Source organism: Streptomyces sp. NBC_00086 (assembly GCF_026343255.1).
Lineage (GTDB): Bacteria > Actinomycetota > Actinomycetes > Streptomycetales > Streptomycetaceae > Streptomyces.
Map to the genome: position 1 here is coordinate 1157766 of NZ_JAPELZ010000001.1, position 21947 is coordinate 1179712.

Sequence of the window (21947 nt, forward strand, 5' to 3'; positions counted from 1 at the left end):
CCGGCCCGGCGCGGCGCGGTGGCGGGCGTCAGCTCACGCTCACCACCGTGGCCACGGTGATCACGGCCATCGCCATCTGCATGTCACGGATCGCGGCGCGGATGCTCTCCGCCGCCCACTGCCCGTCGGCTATCGCCGCCGTGCGTGCGGTGATCTCCTTCCGCGGGGCTCCCGGGAAGGCCAGAGCGTGCAGGCCGGCGGCGTGGATGACCGTGATGAGGCTCGCGGTGCGCTCGTCCGGTTCCGCGCCCTTGGAGACCGCGGAGGCGAGCCGCTCGCGCAGTTCGCGCTCGATCGTGCCGTCGGCCTCCGGGTAGCGGCGCACCGGGAACACCCCCAGCGCCTTGCGCCGCTCCTCCACGACCACCCCGCGCCCGCTCAGCCGCTCCACGGCCGCGCCGACGGCCTTGGCCTGGTCCTTCGTCAGCCACTCGCCGACCCGGCGCTTGCTCCGGCCGCGCATCCAGGTCCGTATCGCCTCGATCCGGCCGTCGAGCAGTTCCTCCCCCGTGGGCGGGGAGTCCACCAGCTCCAGGTACTTGCCCGAGACCCGCACCCGCTCCGCGAGCACCAGTTCGAGCAGGAGGGCGCCCGCCACGGCCCAGCCCACCGACTGCCGCTGCTTGACCGACCCGGACTCGTCGTCCAGCGACAGCAGCATGATCTCCTCAGCCAGTGTGATCCGCATCCCGGCACCCCCCGCACCCGTAGAACCCGTAGAACCCGTAGAACCAGCAGAACCTGCAGAACCCGTGGAACCTGTTTCCCCATCAGACGTCCACATCCGACGGGAAGTTCCCAGGTCCGAGTTCCAAGATCCGAGTTCCCAGGTCCGAGTTCCCAGGTCCGCCCTACGGCCGCCCCGCCATCGCACGCGGGGCGAAGTTCCCGTCGCCCAGGTCCTCCGCCAGCAGCCGCTTCGCGATCGCGTCCGCCGCGGCCCGCAGCTCCGCGCTGCGCGGGCGCCCCCGGTCCTTCTCCAGCTGGTCACCGAGCCACTTGGCCCACGCGTCCGAGATGACGCCCGCTTCCCGATCCCCCGCCGGGGTCTGCGTGTAGAAGCCGTTCTGCCGCTCCATGTAGCCCTCGTCCACCATCCGTTCGAAGACCGGCAGCAACACCTCCGGGGGCAGGTGCCGGCGCGAGGCGATGAGCCCCAGGCTCGCGTAGCCGACGGTGCGGGTCATCAGGTCCACCTGCATCACCGCCCACGCCCCCGCCATGTCCAGCCGGGTGTCCGAGGAGTTCACGATCCCGCGGGCCGTCTCCGGCCCCATGCTGCGCACCAGCTTGCCGACCGCCAGTTCCAGCAGCTTCGCCGAGTCCCCGGAGGCCGTGGCGGGCGAGCCGAAGCCGTCGCCCATGTCCGTGGAACCGGCCCGCGCGCTGTCGCGCAGCTTGACCTGCTTGAGGAACAGCGCGACGACGAATCCGACCACCGCCACCGGCACGGTCCACAGGAACACCGTGTGCAGCGTGTCCGCGTACGCGTTGATGACCGGCCCGGCCGCCGCCGGATCGAGCCCGTGCACGCCCTGCGGGCTCTGCGCCGCCGCGGCCAGCTGCCGGGGGTCCTGTCCGGTGGCGCGCGCGGCCTCCTCGACCGCCTTCGCCAGCGCGGGCTTCAGGGTGTTGGCGTAGATCGTGCCGAAGACGGCGGTCCCGAAGGCGCTGCCGAGGGTACGGAAGAAGGTGACGCCCGAGGTCGCGGTGCCGAGGTCGGCGTAGTCCACGGTGTTCTGCACGGCGATGGTCAGCACCTGCATGCACAGGCCGATCCCGGTACCGAGGACGAACATGTACAGGGATTCCAGCCAGGCGCCGGACTGCGGCCCCATCCGCGACAGCAGGTAGAGCCCGAGGCCCATCACGGCGCAGCCGACGATCGGGAAGATCCGGTAGTGCCCGGTCTTGCTGGTGACGTTGCCGCTGAACACCGACGCGATCAGCAGGCCGATGACCAGCGGCAGCGTCCGTACGCCCGAGACGGTGGCCGAATCCCCGTCCACGTACTGCAGGTACGTCGGCAGGAAGGTCATCGCGCCGAGCATCGCGAAGCCGACGACGAAGCTGAGGACGGAACAGACCGAGAAGACGGGGTTGCGGAAGAGCCGCATCGGCAGCATCGGCTGCGCGGCACGCGTCTCCACCAGGCAGAACAGTGCCAGCGCCACGGCGCCGCCCACGAAGAGCCCGACGATGAGCGGCGAGCTCCAGGCGTACTCGTTCCCGCCCAGGCTCGTGGCCAGGATCAGCGCGCTCGCGCCGATCGCGACCATCGCGATGCCCAGGTAGTCGATGACCGGCTTGCCGACGGCGCGCACGGAGGGGATGGTCTTCGCGGCGGCCACCACGACCAGGATGGCGATCGGCACGTTGACGTAGAACGCCCAGCGCCAGGTCAGGTGGTCGGTGAAGAGTCCGCCGAGCAGCGGCCCGATCACCGTCGCGACGCCGAAGACGGCGCCGATCGCGCCCTGGTACTTCCCGCGTTCGCGCAGCGGGACCACGTCTGCGATGAGGGCCATCGCGGTGACCATCAGCCCGCCGGCGCCGATGCCCTGGATGCCCCGCCACACGATGAGCAGGGTCATGTTGCTCGCGAGGCCGCACAGGAACGAACCGGTGATGAAGACGATGGCGGAGACCTGAAAGATCAGTTTCCGGCCGAAGAGGTCGCCGAACTTGCCGACGAGCACGGTCGCGACCGTCTCGGTGAGCAGGTACGCGGTCACGACCCAGGACATGTGGTCGCCGCCGCCGAGGTCCGCCACGATCGTGGGCAGTGCGGTGCCGACGATCGTCTGGTCCAGGGCCGCCAGCAGCACGCCGAGCATGATCGTGCCGAACACGATGTTGCGCGATCGCCGGTCGAGCACGGGTGGTGCCGCGGCGGACAGGGCGGGGGCTGCACCTTCGGCTGTGGTCACACTTCGCACTCTCACAGCGCCCCCGCCCGGCCGCATGCGGCGTTAGCCCATCCGGTCAGGGGCGCGGGCGCCCTCACCGCAGGTGGACGGGGTACGGGGCGCGGGCGAGCGGGGTGTCAGCGCAGGTAGCCCAGCCCCGGATGCTCCGCCGCGTACCCGGTCACCAGCCGCCGGGCCACCCCGACGGAGTCCACCAGCGGATGCAGCGCGAAGGCCTTGACCGCGTCAGCCCGCGATCCGCTCGCCGCCGCGGCGAGGACCTCCCGCTCGGCGGCCTTGACCGAGGTCACCAGGCCCACCGCGTGCAGCGGCAGCGGATCGACGGCGACCGGGTGGGCCCCGTTGGCGTCCACGAGGCAGGGCACCTCGATGACGGCCTCGGCGTCGAGCACCGACAGGGTCCCGCGATTGCGGACGTTCAGGATCAGGGTGGCGCGCTCGTCCCGGGCGATGGCGCGCATCAGGGCGAGGGCCACCTTCTCGTACCCGCCGGACTCCAGGTCGCTCTCCTCGCGCTCGCCGACGCCCGCGACCTCGCGGTTCTCGGCCATGTACGTCGCCTCGCGCTCGGCCCGGGTCCGGTCCCAGGCGGCCAGCGCCGCCCCGGGCGCCTGATCCGGCCGCCCGGCCTCGGCGTAGAAGCCCCGCTGCTGGTCGCGCAGGAACGCCCCGCGCGTCTGCTCGGCCTCCTGGTAGGCCCGTACCGTGTCGCGGTTGAAGTAGTAGTAGTGCAGGTATTCGTTGGGGATCGCGCCGAGGGAGCGCAGCCACTCGGCCCCGAACAGCCTGCCCTCCTCGAAGGATTCCAGCGCCTGCGCGTCGGCCAGCAGCCGCGGCAGTTCGTCGCGCCCGCCGATCCGCAGCCCGCGCACCCAGCCCAGGTGGTTGAGGCCGACGTAGTCGATCCAGGCGTCCTCGGGCCGGGCGCCGAGCAGCCGGGCGATCCGCCGTCCGAGCCCGACCGGCGAATCGCAGATGCCGATGACCCGGTCACCTAGCTCCTCGGCCATGGCCTCCGTGACCACCCCGGCCGGGTTGGTGAAGTTGATGACCCACGCCCCGGGGGCGTGACGGGCCACCCTGCGCGCGATCTCACGGGCCACCGGCACGGTCCGCAGGCCGTACGCGATCCCGCCCGCGCCCACCGTCTCCTGGCCCAGCACTCCCTCGGCCAGGGCGATCCGCTCGTCGGCGGCCCGCCCTTCGAGCCCTCCGACGCGAATGGCCGAAAACACGAAGTCGGCGCCGCGCAGGGCCTCGTCGAGATCGGTGGTGGCCGTGACGGCGGGGGCGTCCGCGATCCCGGCGGCCTGGTCCGCGAGCACTCGTGCCATGGCGCGGAGCCGGCCGGAGTCCTCGTCGTACAGGGTCACGTGTGACACCCTGCCCTCGGCGTGATCGCCGAGCAGGGCTCCGTAGACGAGCGGTACCCGGAATCCGCCCCCGCCGAGGATCGTCAGCCGCACGCCCTTACCGCCTTTCGCAGTGCTCCGGTGCCAGGGTCTCGTGGCACCAGTCTCCCCCGCCGGATCAGTCCACCGGCGACGGCACGGCCCTGAGCCGCGGCAGTCGGTGCGGCTGCGCGCCCGGACCGCCCGGCAGCGGACCCGTCGGCCGGCCCTGCGGCGCCGAGAGGACCAGGGTCATCCGGGTCAGCCCCATGCCGTCGAGCATCGGGCCGGATTCCGCCACCATCCGGCAGCGCACCAGGCCCCAGCCCGGGTCCGGGTGGCGCACGGTGCGCACGGCGCCGTCCTGTTCGGCGGCCTCGGCCCCGTGGGTCGTCAGCCAGTGCGGCACTCCGTACCGGTAGGCGGCCTCCATGAACGGGTCACGGGCCACCTCCTGGCGGATGCTGCGCAGCCCCTCGTCGTCGGGGGCGGCGGCCAGCGCGGTCGCGAACCGGGCCAGCAGCGGTACGCACCAGGCCGGTTCGTGGTCCTCCAGCACGGCCGCGGCGTCCGGGTGGAACAGCACGAAGCGCAGGAAGTTGTCGTCCGGCAGGGCGGTCGGATGCGGGCGCACCGACTGGAAGAGGCGGTCGAACGCCGAGTTGGTCAGGGCCACGTCCCAGCGGTGGTCCACGAGGAAGCTCGGGTAGGGCACGGCCTCCATGAGGGCCGCGTAGTCACACAGGTAGTCGCGCTGCGCCGGATCGTCGGGCAGCCGGCTGTCCTCGGCCGCGCGCCAGGTGGGCGGCGGGTCGCGGTCGACCATGATCCGGAAGAGCCAGAAGCACTGCCGTTCGCTCATTTCCAGGGCCTCGGCCAGGGCGAGCAGCTTGCGGTCCGTCCACTCCTTGACCAGGCCGCGCTCCCAGTTCCCGTACGCGCGCACGCTGATGCGCAAACGCGCCGCCAGGTCTTCCTGGCTCAGCCCCAGTTCCTCCCGGCGCTGGCGCAAAATCTCCTTGCGTCGCTCCGACCGCACGGCGCCGCGTGCGGACTCCTCGCCCGCGAGGCGCTCCCCACCGATGTGGGCGAGCCCTTCGGACGGGCCCACCGCTGCGAGATGTGGCACCGAGAGCTCCCCCCATCTTTATTACGGTCTGGATCTTCATTTCCGTGTGGCGATCCTGCTACCGACTTCATTCGAGTGTCAACTATTGTGGCAATTCCAGCCTCTGGGCAGCTCGATCCCGCCACAGATGTGGCACGTTCTAGCCGTACAGACAGAGACCGGATAGATTCCTGGAGCCGACCACGTGCCCGTACCCCGACCTCGCGCGATCTAGGAGAACCACTGGTGACAGACGGCTTCCCGGCTCCCGTCGCGGTGGCCAACACGCTCCTGGCAGCCACCGTCACGCGGGTCGCAGAACTCGCGGGCAAGCTGGGCCGCGACCTGAACCAGGTCTTCGACCTGCGCCGCCTCTCCGAGGCCTCGGGCGTACCCGCCGACGTGGTGCGGAGCCTGCTGGACGGCCGGCCCGCCGGTGAGCCCGATCTCCAGACCCGGTTCCTCCAGCGCCTCGACCTCCTTCGGCGCACCCGCGTCAAGCCCAACGGCCGCCGCTACACGCAGCAGGAGATCGCCGACGGCGCCGCCATGTCGCGCCAGCAGGCCGGGGCCCTGATCAACGGCGACAGACGGCCGACCATGGAACACTGTGACGCGATCCAGCGCTTCTTCGGGGTGCATGCCGGATTCCTCACCGCCCACGACGCAGACGCGCTCACGGACGCCCTCCAGCGCACCGAGCAACAGCTGCTCCAGGACTTCGCGGGCCGTGCGCGGGAAACCGCATCCGCCCCGGCCGCTTCGGCGGGCGATCCGCTGGCAAGACTTCTCCAGAACCACGGCGTACGGGGCATCGCCTGGCGCGCCGCCCAACTGCCCAGCGACAAGCACCGGGACAAGGTGACCGAATGGCTGGACATGCTTCTCGAAAGCGTCAAACCGAACGAATCCTGACCCAGTCGAAAGTCTGGGTCTGATCCTTGAGTCCTGATCCGGATCCGCGCCGACGGGGAGAACGGTGAGCATAGGCAGAGAGCAGCGGCGGTTGTGCGGGGAGCTGGTGGCAGGCATCAGCCTGACCGCGCCCGTGGAGCCCGTGGACCTCTACGCCGCCCTCTGCGAGGGCATGAGCAAGCACCGCGGCCGCCGGGTGGAGTTCCGGATGGCCTCGTTCCCGCCGGGGACGGCCAGCGGCCTGTGGCTCGACATGGCGGACCGCGATCTGGTGGTCATCGAGGAACGCACCGCGCCCGACCACCAACTGGTGATCCTCGGGCATGAGTTGTGGCACATGAAGGCCGGCCACTGCAGTCACCACGTCGACGGCGCCGCCGTCGCCGCGCGGCTGCTTTCGGACGAGGCCGACATCGGCGAGACCGTGCGCCGCGTGGCCGCGCGCACCCGCGCCGACGTCCGGGAGGAGAGCGAAGCGGAAACCTTCGGTCTGCTGCTGGGCAGCAGGTGCAGGAACTGGCTCGCCGGGTCGGCGAGCCACCGCGCACCGGCACAGCGAGATCAACTGGCGGGCCGCATCGAGGCGTCGCTCGGATACCGGGGGCACAGGAACGACCGTTGAACGGCAAGGACTACTACATACCGGCCGCGGCCCTGGCGATCGCACTCGCCTTCAAGCTCCCGGCCCTACGGCACAACTGGCGTGACCCGCTGCTGCGATCGGTCTGCGCCCTGCTCACCCTGGCCGGTGCGGTCTTCACCTTCGCCGCCCCGCCCACCATCTCCGCGGTCAACCGCTGGACCGGCATCACCAACTTCTCGGCCCCCTTCGTCTATTGCCTCATGAGCGCCTTCAGCGCGTCCTGCCTGGTCCTGATCATCAACTGGCGCGGCGGACCGCCCGAGCAGACCCGGCGCATCTCACGCCGGTGGATCCTGGGCTACGGCACGGTCACCGCGACCCTGATGACGCTCTTCCTCCTCGGTGACGCACCGGTCGAGCGCCTGCGCGACTTCGACACGTTCTACGCCAACACCCCGTACTTGGGGCCGATGATCGGCCTCTACCTGCTCGCGCACAACGTGGCCGCCTTCGTGATGGTCGCCATGTGCTGGCGCTGGTCCCTGCAGGTGCGCGGGTGGCTCCGGACCGGCCTGATGATCATCGTGGTCGGCTACGTCCTGAACCTCAGCTACGACGCCGCCAAGCTGAGCGCCGTCATCGGCCGCTGGGTGGGGATGGGCCCCGAGCTCGACGACCTGAGCACCTACGTGGCCCCGCCGCTGGCCGCCCTCGGCGCGCTCGTCAGCGCGGTCGGCTTCGTCCTGCCGCTGCTCTGCCAGCGCCTCTCGGACAGCTGGCAGCACTGGTCCACGTACCGGCGGCTCGGCCCGCTGTGGCACGAGGTCCGGATCTCCGCGCCCGAAACCCCCGTCGGCGTCCAGATGTCCTGGTGGGCCGCCGCCGACATCCGCGTCATCCAGCGCGAGTCCGACATCCACGACGGCTTCCTGCACCTCGGACCGTACTTCGACCGCGACTACCGGGACACGGCCCTGTCCCGGGCCCTCGCCGCCGGCGCCGACGAGGAGACCGCGCGGGCCGTCGCCGACGCGGCCATGGTCGCCGCCGCCGTGCGCGCCCGCGCGGCCGACCCCGAGGGACGGGTCATCGGGGCCAGCGAGGACGGGGCTCCGCCGGCCACCGACGGTCCGCGCGACCTCGTACGGATCTCGCACGCCCTGCGGAACTCGCCGGTGGTGGCCGAATGCCGCCGGCAGGCGGCGCTGTCGGGGCGCTGAGCCCGCGGGGCCCCGCGCCCCGGCACGAGGCCCGGTACGAGGCCCGGTACGCTCACCGCCCGGCGGCAGCCAGGGGCAGGGACGGGAACAGGTCCTGGAACGGCGCCGCCGAGTCGATCCCGTCCCGCCCGAAGGGCGCGTCGAAGCTCCACACCATGAACAGCAGGAACACGATCAGCGCGCTGAACAGGCCCGCGAGCAGCAGCTCCCGCCCCGACCGCCGGATCTGCAGGGTGAAGATCAGCCCGACGGTGACCAGCCCGCCCGCGACCAGCCCCAGCCAGACCACCCCCGGCAGCGTGGACTCGTCGCTCTGCGTCCGCTCGTGACGGGCGTCGTCGGCGGCCGCGATGTGGTCCAGCAGCGGCTGATAGGCCTGGGCCTGCAGCTCGTTGCCCGGGCTCTGGTGGGTGACGTCGCTGCGCAGCTTGCCGAGCAGCTCGCCGCTCTCCGGGGACACCGGCGCCCCCGAGGTCAGCCGCGGCCAGTCCACGCTGACGGTGTGGGACACGTACGCGTTGACCTCGCCGCGGATCCGGTCGCGGACGGCGGCCGGATAGACATCGGCCCGCTGGGTCACCTCGTACAGGGACTGGGCCTCGCGGCGCACGCTGTCCTCGGCGGCGCCGCGCGCCTCCCAGACTCCCGCGATGGCCAGACCGAGCACGATCGCGTAGACCACGCCGACCATCATCACCATGTATTCGAGGACGTCGGGGGTTTCGCTGGTGTCCTCGTCGTCGGCGACCCGGCGGTGCCGGATCGCGGTGAAGGCGAGGACGAGGGCGCAGACGAGCGCCATGGCGATGGCCAGGACCAGCCATTCGGACACGAGGGTTCTCCGTAGGTCGAGATGAGCGGACTGAACGTGGGGCGCGACCAGTGCCGTGACCGGGAAGGTTTGCCGGGGCGCGGCGTCCGGTGCGGTGCATCGCAAGGCGGAGGCCCGGGGCTCGTACCGGACGTACCTGCCCGGTCCGACAACGCGGCGAGGTGCCGTGCCGGGCGTCGCGCCCCGGTGAACCTTTCCGGCCACAGCACTAGCCGCGGCTCCTGGAGCGGGGCCGCAGCGCGACGGCCGCGAGCACCGCCGGGGTCGTGACGACGACCATGAGCATCAGGGTGGACATGCCGTCCGGACCGCGCCGCGCCAGAGCCGCGGAGTGGTACGGGCGCACGTGGAACCGCCCCGCCGCCCCCGCCCCCGCTGCGACCCGGTGCGGAGCCACCGCTCCGCCCGGAGCCGGCTGCGGGACCCCGGCCTCCTCCACCGCGGCCGCCCGCGGCTGCGCCTGCGCGGGCCTTGCCTGCGCCGTCGGCCCGGGGGAGGGCTCCGCCGCCGGCCCGGGCTGCGCGGGGGCGAGCGGCCCCAGCCCCGGGTGGCGCGCCGTCGGCCCGGCCGGGCCGGGCAGCAGCACCCGGGCGGTCGGCCGTACGGCCGGGACCGGAGCGGGCGTCGAGGCCGACGGCGGCGCCGCGGGCGGCCGTGGCCGCGACCCGGCCGGTACGCACAGGTCGACCCGGGCGCCGCGGCCGTGGCCGTCTCCGGCGACCGCCACGTGACCGTGCAGCGGGCAGAGCGCCGCCACCAGGCCGGCCCCGGCGAAGTACTGCCAAGCGGTCACCGCGCGTTCTCCCGATTCCGCAGCAGGGATGAGGGCTACGCCTGAAGAAACGATCACGGCGGTGGTTCGATACGCGCCAGACAGGTCAAGATCAGCCCTCGGCAGCCCACTTCGCGCCACAGCGGGTCCCTGCCGGTCGCCCGCCCGGCCCCATCCGGACCGGACCCCGCCCCGCCCGTACCGGCGGGCGCGCCCGCGCGCACCACTCCACCGCGCCGCCGCGCACCCCAGGCCCCCGCGGCCGGCGTTCACCCGCCCGGCCCACTCCGCCACGGCGCGGCCCGCCCTCCCCGCCGATGATCGGAGAACCCGATCCCGCAGCTCAGCGGGGTCGCCCGGGGAGCACAGGGACGGTGGCAGGTGGACGCGGACGGCTCGCACAACCTCGAAGCACAGGTCGACGCCCTGATGGACGGCCTGCGGGCCGACCTGGAACGGCTCGCGTCGATCCCCTCGGTCGCCTTCCCCGGGTACCCGCCGGAGCCGGTCCTGGAGGCGCACGACCTGATCGTCTCCCTGCTGCGCGAGGCGGGCGTCCCCACCATCGAGCGGATCGACCTGCCCGACACCGCCCCGGTCGTCTACGGCGAGATCCCGCCCCCGCACCCGGGCGCACCGACCGTCCTGCTGTACGGGCACTACGACGTCCAGCCCGCCGGAAACCCGACCCTGTGGCTCTCCCCGCCCTTCGAGCCGACGCCCGTCGCCGGAGTCCCCGGCGGCCTGCGGGCGCGCGGGATCGCCGACGACAAGTCGAACGTGATCGCGCACCTGGGCATGCTCCGGGTGTACGGCGGCCGGCCGCCCGTCGGGATCAAGCTGGTGATCGAGGGGCAGGAGGAGTACGGCAGCCCCTTCGACGACTACCCGCCCACCGATCCGGACCGGTTCGCCTGCGACGCGATGGTCATCGCCGACCTCGGCAACCTGCGGCCCGGCACCCCGACCCTGACCACCGGCCTGCGCGGGGCCTGCGAGGTGATGGTGGAGGTGCGCACGCTCGCGGAGGCACGGCACAGCGGGGAGTTCGGCGGAGCCGCCCCCGACGCCCTGCTGGTCCTGCTCCGGGCGCTGGCCACCCTGCACGACGAGCACGGGGACGTGGCGGTGCCCGGGCTGCGCCGCGATCCCTGGGAGGGAACGACCTACACCGAGGAGGAGTTCCGCGAGCTGGCCTCCGTCCGGGACGGGCTGCCGCTGATCGGCACCGGCTCGCTCGGCGAGCGGCTGTGGAGCGGACCGGCCGTCACCGTCATCGGGCTGGACGCCCCGGACGTGGCGGGCGCCGCCTCCGCCGTGGTCCCGTACGCGCGGGCCAAGCTGAACCTGCGCTTCCATCCCCTCCAGGACCCGAAGGAGGCCCGGACCGCGCTCGTGGAACACCTGCGCGCGCAGCGGCCCTTCGGGATCCCGCTCACCGTGACCCCGGGCGACACCGGCCCCGGCTTCGAGGCGCGGACGGGTGGGCCCGCGTACCGGGCGGCGCTGACCGCGCTGAAGGAGGCCTGGGGCACCGAGGCCTCCTACGTGGCCACGGGCGGCTCCATCCCGCTGGTGAACGGCCTCGCGCGGGCGGCTCCGGGGGCGGAGGTGCTGCTGTTCGGCGCACAGGACAGCATGTGCAACCTGCACGCGCCGAACGAGCGGGTGCTGCTGTCGGAGGTGCGCAACACGGTGGTGGCGATGGCCGCCTTCGTCCGGGAGTACGCGGCGGACTTCGGCGCGGACCCCGGCGCGGACCCCGGCGCAGCGTTCGGCGCGGACCTCGGCGCTGTCGGCGACGGGGCCGCCGCCCAGGACCCCGCCGGAGGCGCCCGGTGACCACCGCGACCCCGCCCCCGGCCGCTCCCCCGCCGCCGGCCGCACCCGCGCCCGTACCGCCGGAAGGGCCGCCGCCGGCGCGGAAGTTCTCCTTCCCCAGTGCGCTGACGATCCTGGCCATCGTCACCGTCGCGATCTGGCTGCTGGCCTTCCTCGTCCCGGCCGGCGAGTACGACCGCAACGACAGCGGCGCCCCCGTGTCCGGCACCTACCACCGGGTCGAGGGCACCCAGAGCTTCACCGATCGCCTGAACGACCTGTTCCTCTCCCCCGTCAACGGGCTCTACGGCCTCCAGGACCCCAAGACCGGCGAGGTCGGGCCCACCTTCAGCGGCGATCTGTACGGCAGTGCGGGCGTGTTCCTCTTCGTGCTCGCCATCGGCGCCTTCATCACCGTCGTGTTCGCCACCGGGGCCCTGGACCGGGGCATCGCCCTCCTCGCCCACCGGCTGCGCGACCGCGGGGCGCTGCTGATCGCCGCCGTGATGGTGGTCTTCTCGATCCTGGGCACCGTGGAGGGCTTCGCCGAGGAGACCCTCGGCTTCTACGGCCTGCTGGTACCGATGATGCTGGCCCTCGGCTACGACCGGCTGGTCGCGGTCGGCGCCGCCATCCTCGGCGCGGGCGTCGGCGTGCTCTGCTCGACGGTGAACCCCTTCGCCACCGGTGTGGCCTCCTCGGCGGCCGGCATCTCGCTCGGCGACGGGATCGGGCTGCGGTTCCTCATGTGGATCGTGCTGACCACCGTGACCGTCCTCTACGTGATCCGGTACGCCCGACGGGTCCAGAAGGACCCCTCCAAGTCGATCTGCGGGTTCCTGCCCGGGGACCGGGAGCAGAAGGCCACCGGCGCCGAGGAGGTGGAACCGGAGCTGACCCGGCTGCACAAGACCGTGCTGGTCCTGCTGGTCCTCGTCTTCGCCTTCATGATCTTCTCGGTGGTGCCCTGGTCGAGCGCGCTGACCGGCAAGGCGGACGCGGCCCCGTACGCCTGGGAACTGGACTGGTCCTTCGCCCAGTTGGCGGCGCTCTTCATCTGCGCGGCCGTGCTGATCGGCCTGGTCGCCCGGATGGGCGAGGCCAAGCTCAGCTCCACGATCATCCAGGGGGCCGCCGACTTCATCTCGCCCGCCCTGGTCATCATGCTGGCGCGCGGGGTCACGGTCATCATGAACAACTCGAAGATCACCGACACCGTGCTGCACTCCATCGAGGGTGTGGTGAAGGGGACTTCGTCCGGGATCTTCGCGATCATCGTGTTCCTCGTGAACCTCCCGCTCGCCTTCCTGATCCCCTCCACTTCCGGGCACGCCACGCTCACCATGCCGATCCTGGCCCCGCTCGCCGACTTCGCGGGCGTCTCCCGCGCGCTGATGGTGACGGCCTGGCAGTCGGCGAGCGGCTGGATGAACCTCTGGGTCCCCACCACCGCCGTCACCATCGGCGGCGTGGCGCTGGCCAAGGTCGGCTACGACAAGTACCTGCGCTTCGTCTGGCCGTTGCTCGGCATCCTCTTCGTGCTGATCTGCGGGTTCCTGGCCCTGGGCGCCGCGATGTGACGGCGGCGTACGCCGCGGGGAACGCACGCAGGGGCGCGACCCCAACGGGTCGCGCCCCTGCGTGCGTTGCTGCCTGGAAGGCCGGTCGGCCAGGCAAGATCCGAAAGATCCGGCCTAGGCGTCCGGGTTGCCGCCGAAGCGCTCGCGGTACGACTCCAGGTCCTCTTCGGAGATCCTGGGGAAGAGCACCGGCGGAACCGTGAACGGCGTGCCCGCCGGCACCGCGTCGAGCGACGCGGCCTGCTCCGGGGTGACCCACGTGGCCGTGTCGTCGGCGAGCTCGAACGCGGAGCGCATGGCGCGCGCCGAGGCCGGGATGAACGGCTCGGAGACCACCGAGTAGAGGTGGATGAGGTTCATCGCCGTGCGCAGGGAGAGCGCCGCACCGTCCAGGTCGGTCTTGACCTCCGTCCAGGGGGCCTTCTCGTCGAGGTACGCGTTTCCGGCCGACCACAGGGCGCGCAGCGCGGCCGCGGCCTTGCGGTACTGGAGCGTGTCCATGTGGCCCTCGTACTCGGCCAGCAGCTCGGCGATCTGCACGCCCAGCTTGGCCTCGACCTCGCCCGCGGGGCTGCCCGCGGGGACCTCGTCGCCGAACTTCTTGCGGGAGAAGGTCAGTACGCGGTTGACGAAGTTGCCCAGCGTGCCGCCGAGGTCCTTGTTCACCGTGGCGGCGAAGTGCTCCCACGTGAAGGAGGAGTCGTCGGACTCGGGCGCGTTGGCGATGAGGAAGTAGCGCCAGAAGTCGGCCGGGAGGATCTCCAGCGCCTGGTCGGTGAAGACGCCGCGCTTCTGCGAGGTGGAGAACTTGCCGCCGTAGTACGTCAGCCAGTTGAAGGCCTTGACGTAGTCGACCATCTTCCACGGCTCGCGGACGCCGAGCTCGGTGGCGGGGAACATCACCGTGTGGAACGGGACGTTGTCCTTGGCCATGAACTGGGTGTAGCGGACGTCCTCGGCCTCGTACCACCAGGACTTGTAGTCGCGGTTCGCCGGGTCGGCGTCCGCCCACTCCTTGGTGGAGGCGATGTACTCGATCGGGGCGTCGAACCAGACGTAGAACACCTTGCCGTCGGCGGCCAGCTCGGGCCACGTGTCGGCGGGCACCGGGACGCCCCAGTCGAGGTCACGCGTGATGGCGCGGTCGTGCAGGCCCTCGGTCAGCCACTTGCGGGCGATGGAGGACGCGAGCTGCGGCCACTCCTCCTCGTGCTCCGCGACCCAGGCCTCGACCTCGACCTGGAGCTTGGACTGGAGGAGGAAGAGGTGCTTGGTCTCGCGGACCTCCAGCTCGGTGGAGCCGGAGATGGCCGAGCGGGGCTCGATCAGGTCCGTGGGGTCCAGGACGCGGGTGCAGTTCTCGCACTGGTCGCCGCGGGCCTTGTCGTAGCCGCAGTGCGGGCAGGTGCCCTCGACGTAGCGGTCCGGCAGGAAGCGGTCGTCGACCGGCGAGAAGACCTGCCGGATCGCGCGCTCCTCGATGAAGCCGTTCGCCTGGAGCCGGCGCGCGAAGTGCTGGGTGATCTCGCGGTTCTGCTCCGAGGAGCTGCGGCCGAAGTAGTCGAAGGACAGCTCGAAGCCGTCGTAGACCGCCTTCTGGGCGTCGTGGGCCTGCGCGCAGAACTCGGCGACCGAGAGGCCGGCCGCCTTCGCGGCGAGCTCGGCGGGGGTGCCGTGCTCGTCGGTGGCGCAGATGTAGAGGACGTCGTGGCCGCGCTGGCGGAGGTACCGGGAGTACACATCCGCCGGAAGCATCGACCCGACCATGTTGCCCAGGTGCTTGATCCCGTTGATATAGGGAAGCGCGCTGGTGATCAGGTGTCGAGCCATCCTCGGATGCTCCATTTCATATATGCCGGTACGACGTGACGTGCGGTTCATCGTATCGAACCGCCGAAACGCCACGCCCCGCATTTCTTCGGGGTGGACTGGGGGTACAGCGCAAAACTGGAGGGTGCAAAGCAAAAGCGAGGACTGTGACCACTCCGTCACGGCCCTCGCGCTGGGGCCATGGTACAGCGGGCCGGGCAGCCCCCGAACCGCCGTCCACGCCGCCGGGACACCGTGCGCGGCGGCCGCGCACGGCGCTCCGGAGGACGGCCCCGGCGCTGCGCCGGCGGTGCCCCGGCGGTGCCCCGGCGATGCGCCGTCAGTCGCGGCCGCCCCGGCCGCCGTCGATCGCGGTGATCCGGACGCCGCTCGCGAGCCTGCCCGTCAGGGTGGCCGCGGGGCCCTGCGGACCGGCGACGGGGACGGTCAGGGTCCGCCCGGCGGCCTCCGCGCGGACGGCCCCGGCCGCCGTGATGCCCGCGACCTCTCGGCTGCCGGCCGCCAGCAGGTACCAGCGTCCGGCCGGGGAGCGCCACCGGGTGCCCGCGAGCAGGTGCTGTCCGAACCGTCCGCACGCGGCGGTCGCGCGGGACCGCGCCACGTCCTGCGGGGGTCCGGCGGGCAGCCGCAGCTGGACCAGGACGTCGCCCGGGCCGGCCCAGCCGGAGGCCCGGGTGCAGGTCCAGACGGCCCGGCCCGCTCCGTCGGGGAGTTCGGAGCCGGCGAAGTCCCAGACGTTGACGGCCCGTACCCCACCCGCCCGGTACTCCCGCAGCCGGCAGGCGACCGGCGCCCACGCGGCCCGCGCGGCCGGACCGGTGGCCTCGCGCGGCTGGCGCGCGGCCACCGCCGCGGGACCGTCGGGCAGCGGCGTGTAAGTGAGGTGTACGGGGGTCAGCGCGCCCAGGTCGGCGAGGACGAAGGCGTGCTTCTCCACGATGCGGGCGGAGGAGGTCAGCTCCAGTACGGGCCACGCCGCGCAGGCTCCGCCGGCGCCGCCACCGCCGTCGGCTCCGTCGGCGCCGCCCATGCGCGGCACCGCGGTCTCCTCGGTGACCCCGTCGGCGGTGACGGCCAGCGGCTTGGCCCCCTCCCCCGTCCGGAGCAGGTCGCGGGTGCCGGCCCGGGCGATCCACGGCGCGAGCAGGTACCTGGCCCGGCCCCCGTCCGCGCTCCCGTTCCCCGGGGTGCGGCTCAGCGTCAGCGCCGCGGCGGTGGTCACGTTCGCCTCGTCGGTACGGGCGAACGCGAGCTCCCGGCCGCGCGGCCCGTCGGCTGCTTCGCCGTAGCGCACCACCCGGTCCCCGTCGAGCAGCAGCACGACGGCCCGCCCGGCGACGTCGCCCGCGTACAGGAGCTGCGGCGCGCGCAGCGGTGCGTCGGTGGCCGTCCCCGGCGCGGCCGTCACCGCCACCTCCCGGGGCCGGGCGGCCCAGGCCGCCAGCGCGCGGGCGAGCAGGCCCCGGTCGGCGGTGCGGGCGCCGCGGGCGGGCCAGGCGGTGAAGTCGACGCGGGCGGTGTCCGCCCAGGCCTCGGCGGGCACGCGGACCAGCCGGGCGGGGTCCAGGGCCCCGGCGACGGCCGGTCCGGCGAGCGGCGAGGCCTCGGGGCGGGGCGGCGATCCGTCGGCCGCGAGGATCCCGGCGGCCAGGGCCAGCGCGGCCGCGGCGGTCCAGCCGGCCCGGGTCCGGCGGCGCCGGCGCAGCAGGTCCGTGGGGCGGGCGCTGACCACGGCGGCGTCGAACTCGACGCCGCCCGGCCCTCGCAGGAGCGTTTCCCCAGCCGCCTCCCCGGCACGGGCGCGCGCACCTGGGGCGATACCGGTACCGCCCCACACCCCCGGTGGCTGCGAGCCCGTCTCCCGCCCCGGCCCCGGGGACCACTCGCGCCAGGCGGCCAGCGCCTCGCGCACGGCGTCCGCCGGGTCGGCCACCCCGGCCTGCCCGAGCAGCCGGGCCACCGCCTCCTCGGGCAGGCCGTCCATGCCGTGCAGGACGAACGCGGCCCGGACCGGCCCCGGAGCCGCGCCCAGCGCCCGCGCGGGCTCGTCGATCCCACCCGCCGGGGGCCACAGCCGCAGCCCCCAGACGAAGGGCGGCACCGGCGGCCACCCGAGCCCGGCCGCGGCCAGACGGGCCCGGCCCGACGGGGCGAGGCTCGCGCGCAGGACCCGTACGCGCACCTCGGTCAGGGGGCCGCCCGGCCCGTCGGGCCCGGCCGGAGCCTGGGTACTGCCGCGTCCGCCGCGCGGGAGTGCTCGCTGGACCGCCTTGTGCGCGAGGAGGACCCGGGCATGGCGGCCCAGCGTGACCGGGAGCGTCACGTAGGCGAGCCGTACCAACTGGGGGTAGTGCTCGACGAGGACGGCCTCGGCCTGCTCCACGGCGGTGGAGCCGAATCGCTGTGTTGTACCCACCCTCCGACAAACGAGTGAATCTTGGGATGGTCACACGCCGTGCCCTCCGGCGGGGAACGAAAGGGACGCACAGGAGAACGGCATATGCGTTTGCGCTGGTTGAGCGTGTGCGTGATCGACATCGATCATCAAGCGATCATCACCGAACGTAATTCTTCCAGCTTTCGTCTCTGCGCCCTCCGAGTGCGCCCGCGCTGATTTCCTTGCCCCGCACACGGGATGGGGTGGAGCGGTGAGCGATGGCAGCGGTCCGGAGGAGTCCGGTGGCGGGGCCGTGGGTCTGCCGAGCCGGCGACGGCGGCCGGCGCCCATGAGCCAGTGGGATTCGACGGCGCGCCTGTCGTACTGGGCCTTCCACGCCGACCGGCGCCCGGCCTACATGCGGTTCGCGTACCTGCAGCTGGGCTCGGACGCGGCGGCCGAGGAAGCGGTCGACGCCGCCTTCGACTCGATCATGGGCGAATGGCTGCGGATGCTGCACATGGACCGGCTCGATGCCTATGCGTGGACCGTCCTCAAACAGCGGCTGATCGACCGGCAGTTCCGCCGCAGCCCCTGGCCGGAGCCGATGGACACCAGTGCCTTCGAGGCGGCGCTCAAGGAGGCCCACGCGGAAGCCGACCAGTACGAGGTGCTCACCGACACCATCCGCTTCTACTCCGCCGTCTCCCGGCTCGCCGAACGCCAGCGCGACGCCGTGCTGCTGCGGTACGGGCTCCAGTGCACCCCCGGCGAAGCCGCCGCGATCATGGGTGTGGACGAGGCCACGGTCCGCTCGCAGCTCGGCCAGGCCCAGCGGCGCCTCGCCCGGCTGCTCGACGCGTCCGCCGAGTCATGAACCGCAACACGAGCCGCGGAACCCGCCGCGAGGACGGCGGACTCCCGCGTTCCCTGGAGCAGTTCCTGGCCCGGGCGAGCGTGCGCGACCGCTATCCGCACTACGACCTGGGCGCGGCGGAGACCCGGCTGCTGCGGGGCGCCGACTCCGTGGCTCCGGCGTCGAAGCCGGGCTCCGCACCGGCCCCCCGGCGCGGCGGCGCCCACGCCCGGCGCCGCACGCTGGGCTGGAGCGACCCCCTGCGCGATCTGCCGCTGGACTCCGAGCGGGCCGGACGCGACCTCAAGGCCGCCTGTCTGGCCTCCGTGTGCGCCACCGGGGCCCGGGAGCGGCTCGACGCCTTCGAGAGCGACGGCCACGCCGACCTGCCCGGAGCCGTGGTCTTCGGCTGTCTGCTGCACCTGGCCGGACTGCGCGAAGGGGCCCGGTTCTGGTGGCAGTTCGCCGCCGGGTCCGGGCGCAGCCGCACCACGCACGCCGCGTACTGCCTCTTCCTCGACCACTCGCGGCGCGGCGAGCACCACGACGCCCGTTTCTGGGCCCGGGAGTTGGGCCGGCGCCGCTTCCGGCCGGGCGGACGGCGGGAGCTCCGGGAGGTGCGGCTGTGCGCGCAGGCGGCGGTCCTGCGCTACGTCGACCAGCTCGACGACCCCGACCTGGGCCCGGTGCCGCTGCCCAGGCCCGGGGTGTCCCTGGCACTGGACGCGTTCCGGCCGCCGGCCGCCCCACCGCTCCCGCCGCGGCCGCCCCGGCTGGGGGCGGGCCCGCTGCGCCACCCCGCGCTGACGGCGGCGGCCCGCGGGACCGTGGTGCAGCCCGGCGGGGGCGAGGCCCTGGCGGCGGCGCGGCGCGCCCTGGCCGTCGTACGGGTCCTGCAGCGGCGGCCGCTCGGCGTACGGTCCGGGCGGCTCGGGCGGGAGGCGGGCCTGGCCGAGGCGGAGCTCGGGCCGCTGCTGTCGATGCTCTGCGAGGAGGAGTACGCGTACCGCTCCGGCGTCGGGGTCTACGCCCCCGGGCCGGCCCTCGACCGGCTCGCGGCCCCGGGCGGCCGGGGCCTGGCGGCCCAGTTGCAGCGCACGCTGGCCCTGGCGCGGGACAGCGCCGGCGCGGCCGTGTACCTGAGCCGGTACGCGGAGGGCGAGGTCCGGATCACCCAGATGGCGGACGGGCCCGGCGCCCCGCCGGTACGGGAATGGGTGGACTTCCGGGACGCCGCGCACGCCAGTGCGGTGGGCAAGTGCCTGCTGAGCCAGCTCGATCACGACGGCCGCGCCGACCACGTGGCCCGGCACCGGCCCGCCCGGCTCACCGAGCGGACCATCACCGACAGCCGGGCCCTGTTCAGCGCGCTCGACGCGGTGGCCCCGGGGGCCCCCGTCTTCGACCTGCGCGAGTACGCCCCCGGCGTGGTGTGCGCGGCCGTGCCCCTCGCGCTCGGAGACGCGGCGGGCAGCCTCGCGCTGTCGCTGCCCGGCGGGCACGCGCACCGGCTGGGCCGGGCCACGGAGGCGCTCCGGCTCAAGGCGGTTCCGGTGCTGCTGGCGCTGCTGCTGGCGGGGGCGATCCCGCCGGACGGCACCGAAGGGACGGACGACGCCGACGGCGCGGACGGTACGGCCGCCATCGACGCCGTGTTCGCGGCCGACGGCCCGGGCGGGACGGGCCCGGGCGGGACGGGCCCGGCCGACGCGGCAGCCGGCCCGGAGTCCTCGCGGGGCCCGGCGGATCCGGAGCCGCTGCCGATGCCGGTACCGGTCACGGCGGAGACCCTGCGCCAGCTGCGCAGCCTCTTCCGGACCCCGCTGACGCGGGCCACGGCCGGGGCGGACGGGCCCCATCTGGTCAGCGACAGCGCCTCGGAGGCGGCGTACCTCTTCGACGCCCCCGAGGGCGACGGGGCCCCGGGCCTGGCGCTCCCGCGCACCTTCGCCCCGCTGGCGCCGGGCAGCCTGCGCCATACCGACGGGCTCGACGGGCTGGTGGTGCTGCACACCTGACCGGAGCCGGTGGGGAGGGGGACCGGGTTCAGGGGGTGACGGAGCCTGGTACGCCGGGTACGAAGGTGGCCACGGCGGTGTCGAAGTGACGCTTTGCTTGGATGAGTTCACCCACCGGGGCGGAGACCCAGATGTCGTACATCCGGCCGTTCTGGTCCCAGCAGAGGTCGTAGGTGTGCCGGTCTCCCTCGGCCGGGGTGAAGCCGTTCCAGGTGAACTCCCACAGTGCCGCCGGAAGTTCGTGGTGGGTCGTGGAGACGACCGTGCCGGCGCGGTAGCCCGGGTTGGTGTCCGGGCCCTTGGCGTGGGCCTGTCGCATCACGCCGAGCGGGCCGCCGGGCACCGGCATCTTCACCCGGATCCCGATGCGGAAAGCCCCGTCCGGGGAGACGTAGAAGACCCGTTGGTCGTCGGTGGCCCGCTGGTACCCCTCGGGCACGGCGATGGCGAAGCCCTGCGGGTCGGCGAAGGTCCGGTACCCGGAGGGCGGCACGCTCAGGGTCCCACCCACCGCACTCGGGGTGGAGCCGGCCCCGCCCGGGGGCGAGGGCAGGGGCGCGGGCAGGGTCGCGGAGCCGTCGGGGGTCGCCACCGCACTCCGCGATCCGCGCCCCGACTCCTCCCCACCGAGCAGTGAGCGCAGCGGGTCGGCGCCCACCACCACCCCGGCCGCCACCAGCACGGCGGCGGCCGCGATCAGCCCGAGGCGCAGGCCCGACCGCCCGGCGACCCGCTGGCGGGCCGTCGGGCGCGGGGGCACGGCCGGGGCGGTCAGCCCCTCGGAGGCGGAGGCGGGCACGGAGGAGGGGGCGGGCACGGAGGCCGGGACCCCGTCGGCGGGTACGGGCACACGGTCGGCCGGTACGGGGCTGTCCCCGCCCGGCACGGGACTCCCCCCGGCCAGATAAGCCGACAGCAGCCGGTCCGCCTCGGCCGCCGCCATCCGCCGCTCCGGGTCGCGTTCCAGCAGGCCCCGGATGACCGGCAGGAGCGGCCCGGCCTGGGCGGGCGGGCGGATCTCGGCGGAGACGACGGCATGCAGGACGCCGCCCAGCGAATCGCGACGGAAGGGGGATTCCCCGGTCAGCGCGGTGCACATGAGCGTGCCGAGCGACCACAGGTCGGCGGCCGGCCCGGCCGCGGCTCCCTGGATCCGCTCGGGAGCCGTGTACTCGGGCGAGCCGACGAAGGCACCCGTCTGGCTGATGGTGGTGGCCCCGGAGAAGCGGGCAATGCCGAAGTCGGTGAGCACCACCCGGCCGGTCCCCGACTCCATGAGGACGTTGGCCGGCTTCACGTCCCGGTGCAGCACGCCCCGGCCGTGCGCCGCGGTCAGGGCGCCGAGCAGGGCGAGGGCGGTCCTGGCCGTCTCGACCGGGGTGAGGGTCTTCCCGGCGGAGACCAGGTCGGCGAGCGAACCGCCGTCGACCAGTTCCATGACGATGCAGGGGCGCCCGTCGTGTTCGACGACGTCGTGGACCACGACGACGTGGGGGTGCCGCACCTGCGCCACGGCCCGCGCCTCGCGCAGCGCCCCCGCGGCCACGCCGTCACCGTCACCCTCGCCCACGTGCAGTTCCTTGACGGCGACCGGACGCCCGAGCAGTTCGTCGGTGGCCCGCCAGACGGTACCCATACCGCCCCGGCCCAGCCTGTCCTCCAGGCGGTACCGCCCGGCCACCACGACTCTGCCGCGCACCTCGTCCTGTGCCAC

At 73.5% G+C, this 21947-nt stretch carries 16 protein-coding genes; 7 read left to right on the forward strand and 9 right to left on the reverse strand.

Going from position 1 to position 21947, the window contains the following annotated elements:
• Positions 1 to 28: 28 nt before the first annotated feature.
• The 4 genes from OG276_RS05330 to OG276_RS05345 form a co-directional block, all read right to left on the reverse strand.
• Positions 29 to 688, reverse strand: a complete 660-nt coding sequence (locus OG276_RS05330; RefSeq protein WP_266903234.1) for a GPP34 family phosphoprotein — start codon at positions 686 to 688, stop codon at positions 29 to 31.
• Between the two features lie 163 nt (positions 689 to 851).
• Positions 852 to 2930: an MDR family MFS transporter gene (locus OG276_RS05335; RefSeq protein WP_266903236.1), complete on the reverse strand. Its 2079-nt coding sequence runs from the start codon at positions 2928 to 2930 to the stop codon at positions 852 to 854.
• Between the two features lie 116 nt (positions 2931 to 3046).
• Positions 3047 to 4396, reverse strand: coding sequence for a 6-phospho-beta-glucosidase (locus tag OG276_RS05340; protein WP_266903238.1), 1350 nt, complete (start codon positions 4394 to 4396; stop codon positions 3047 to 3049).
• A 64-nt stretch (positions 4397 to 4460) separates the two neighbouring features.
• Positions 4461 to 5450, reverse strand: coding sequence for a helix-turn-helix domain-containing protein (locus OG276_RS05345; protein WP_266903240.1), 990 nt, complete (start codon positions 5448 to 5450; stop codon positions 4461 to 4463).
• 225 nt (positions 5451 to 5675) lie between these two features.
• On the opposite strand from OG276_RS05345, the gene OG276_RS05350 reads away from it, so the two are divergent.
• From OG276_RS05350 to OG276_RS05360, 3 genes are all read left to right on the forward strand, one after another.
• Positions 5676 to 6344: a helix-turn-helix transcriptional regulator gene (locus OG276_RS05350; protein ID WP_266903242.1), complete on the forward strand. Its 669-nt coding sequence runs from the start codon at positions 5676 to 5678 to the stop codon at positions 6342 to 6344.
• A gap of 64 nt (positions 6345 to 6408) precedes the next feature.
• Complete coding sequence (locus tag OG276_RS05355) at positions 6409 to 6966, forward strand: toxin-antitoxin system, toxin component (RefSeq protein WP_266903244.1); 558 nt, start codon at positions 6409 to 6411, stop codon at positions 6964 to 6966.
• Positions 6963 to 8147, forward strand: coding sequence for an MAB_1171c family putative transporter (locus OG276_RS05360; protein WP_266903246.1), 1185 nt, complete (start codon positions 6963 to 6965; stop codon positions 8145 to 8147). The genes OG276_RS05355 and OG276_RS05360 overlap by 4 nt, the downstream gene beginning before the upstream one ends.
• 52 nt (positions 8148 to 8199) lie before the next feature.
• On the opposite strand, the gene OG276_RS05365 is transcribed toward OG276_RS05360, so the two are convergent.
• Positions 8200 to 8979: a DUF4239 domain-containing protein gene (locus OG276_RS05365; protein ID WP_266903248.1), complete on the reverse strand. Its 780-nt coding sequence runs from the start codon at positions 8977 to 8979 to the stop codon at positions 8200 to 8202.
• A 208-nt stretch (positions 8980 to 9187) separates the two neighbouring features.
• On the reverse strand, positions 9188 to 9772 hold the full coding sequence (locus OG276_RS05370) for a hypothetical protein (protein ID WP_266903250.1): 585 nt from the start codon (positions 9770 to 9772) through the stop codon (positions 9188 to 9190).
• Positions 9773 to 10132: 360 nt separating this feature from the next.
• Here OG276_RS05370 and OG276_RS05375 point away from each other — a divergent pair, with 360 nt between their 5' ends.
• Both OG276_RS05375 and OG276_RS05380 read left to right on the forward strand, forming a co-directional pair.
• Positions 10133 to 11593, forward strand: a complete 1461-nt coding sequence (locus OG276_RS05375; protein ID WP_266903252.1) for a M20/M25/M40 family metallo-hydrolase — start codon at positions 10133 to 10135, stop codon at positions 11591 to 11593.
• A gap of 104 nt (positions 11594 to 11697) precedes the next feature.
• Positions 11698 to 13152: a YfcC family protein gene (locus tag OG276_RS05380; RefSeq protein WP_266912543.1), complete on the forward strand. Its 1455-nt coding sequence runs from the start codon at positions 11698 to 11700 to the stop codon at positions 13150 to 13152.
• Positions 13153 to 13266: 114 nt separating this feature from the next.
• Here OG276_RS05380 and metG read toward each other — a convergent pair whose 3' ends face one another.
• Both metG and OG276_RS05390 read right to left on the reverse strand, forming a co-directional pair.
• The gene (gene metG, locus OG276_RS05385; protein WP_266903254.1) at positions 13267 to 14982 is read right to left on the reverse strand and encodes a methionine--tRNA ligase; all 1716 of its coding nucleotides are present in this window, start codon (positions 14980 to 14982) and stop codon (positions 13267 to 13269) included.
• 319 nt (positions 14983 to 15301) lie between these two features.
• Positions 15302 to 17398, reverse strand: a complete 2097-nt coding sequence (locus OG276_RS05390; RefSeq protein ID WP_266903255.1) for a hypothetical protein — start codon at positions 17396 to 17398, stop codon at positions 15302 to 15304.
• 232 nt (positions 17399 to 17630) lie between these two features.
• Between OG276_RS05390 and OG276_RS05395 the strand changes: the two genes are divergently transcribed.
• The gene (locus OG276_RS05395; protein ID WP_266903256.1) at positions 17631 to 18236 is read left to right on the forward strand and encodes an RNA polymerase sigma factor; all 606 of its coding nucleotides are present in this window, start codon (positions 17631 to 17633) and stop codon (positions 18234 to 18236) included.
• Positions 18233 to 20233: an IclR family transcriptional regulator C-terminal domain-containing protein gene (locus OG276_RS40775; protein WP_323182311.1), complete on the forward strand. Its 2001-nt coding sequence runs from the start codon at positions 18233 to 18235 to the stop codon at positions 20231 to 20233. Before OG276_RS05395 ends, OG276_RS40775 begins: the two co-directional genes overlap by 4 nt.
• A 28-nt stretch (positions 20234 to 20261) precedes the next feature.
• Here OG276_RS40775 and OG276_RS05405 read toward each other — a convergent pair whose 3' ends face one another.
• Positions 20262 to 21947, reverse strand: a complete 1686-nt coding sequence (locus OG276_RS05405) for a serine/threonine-protein kinase (RefSeq protein WP_266903257.1) — start codon at positions 21945 to 21947, stop codon at positions 20262 to 20264.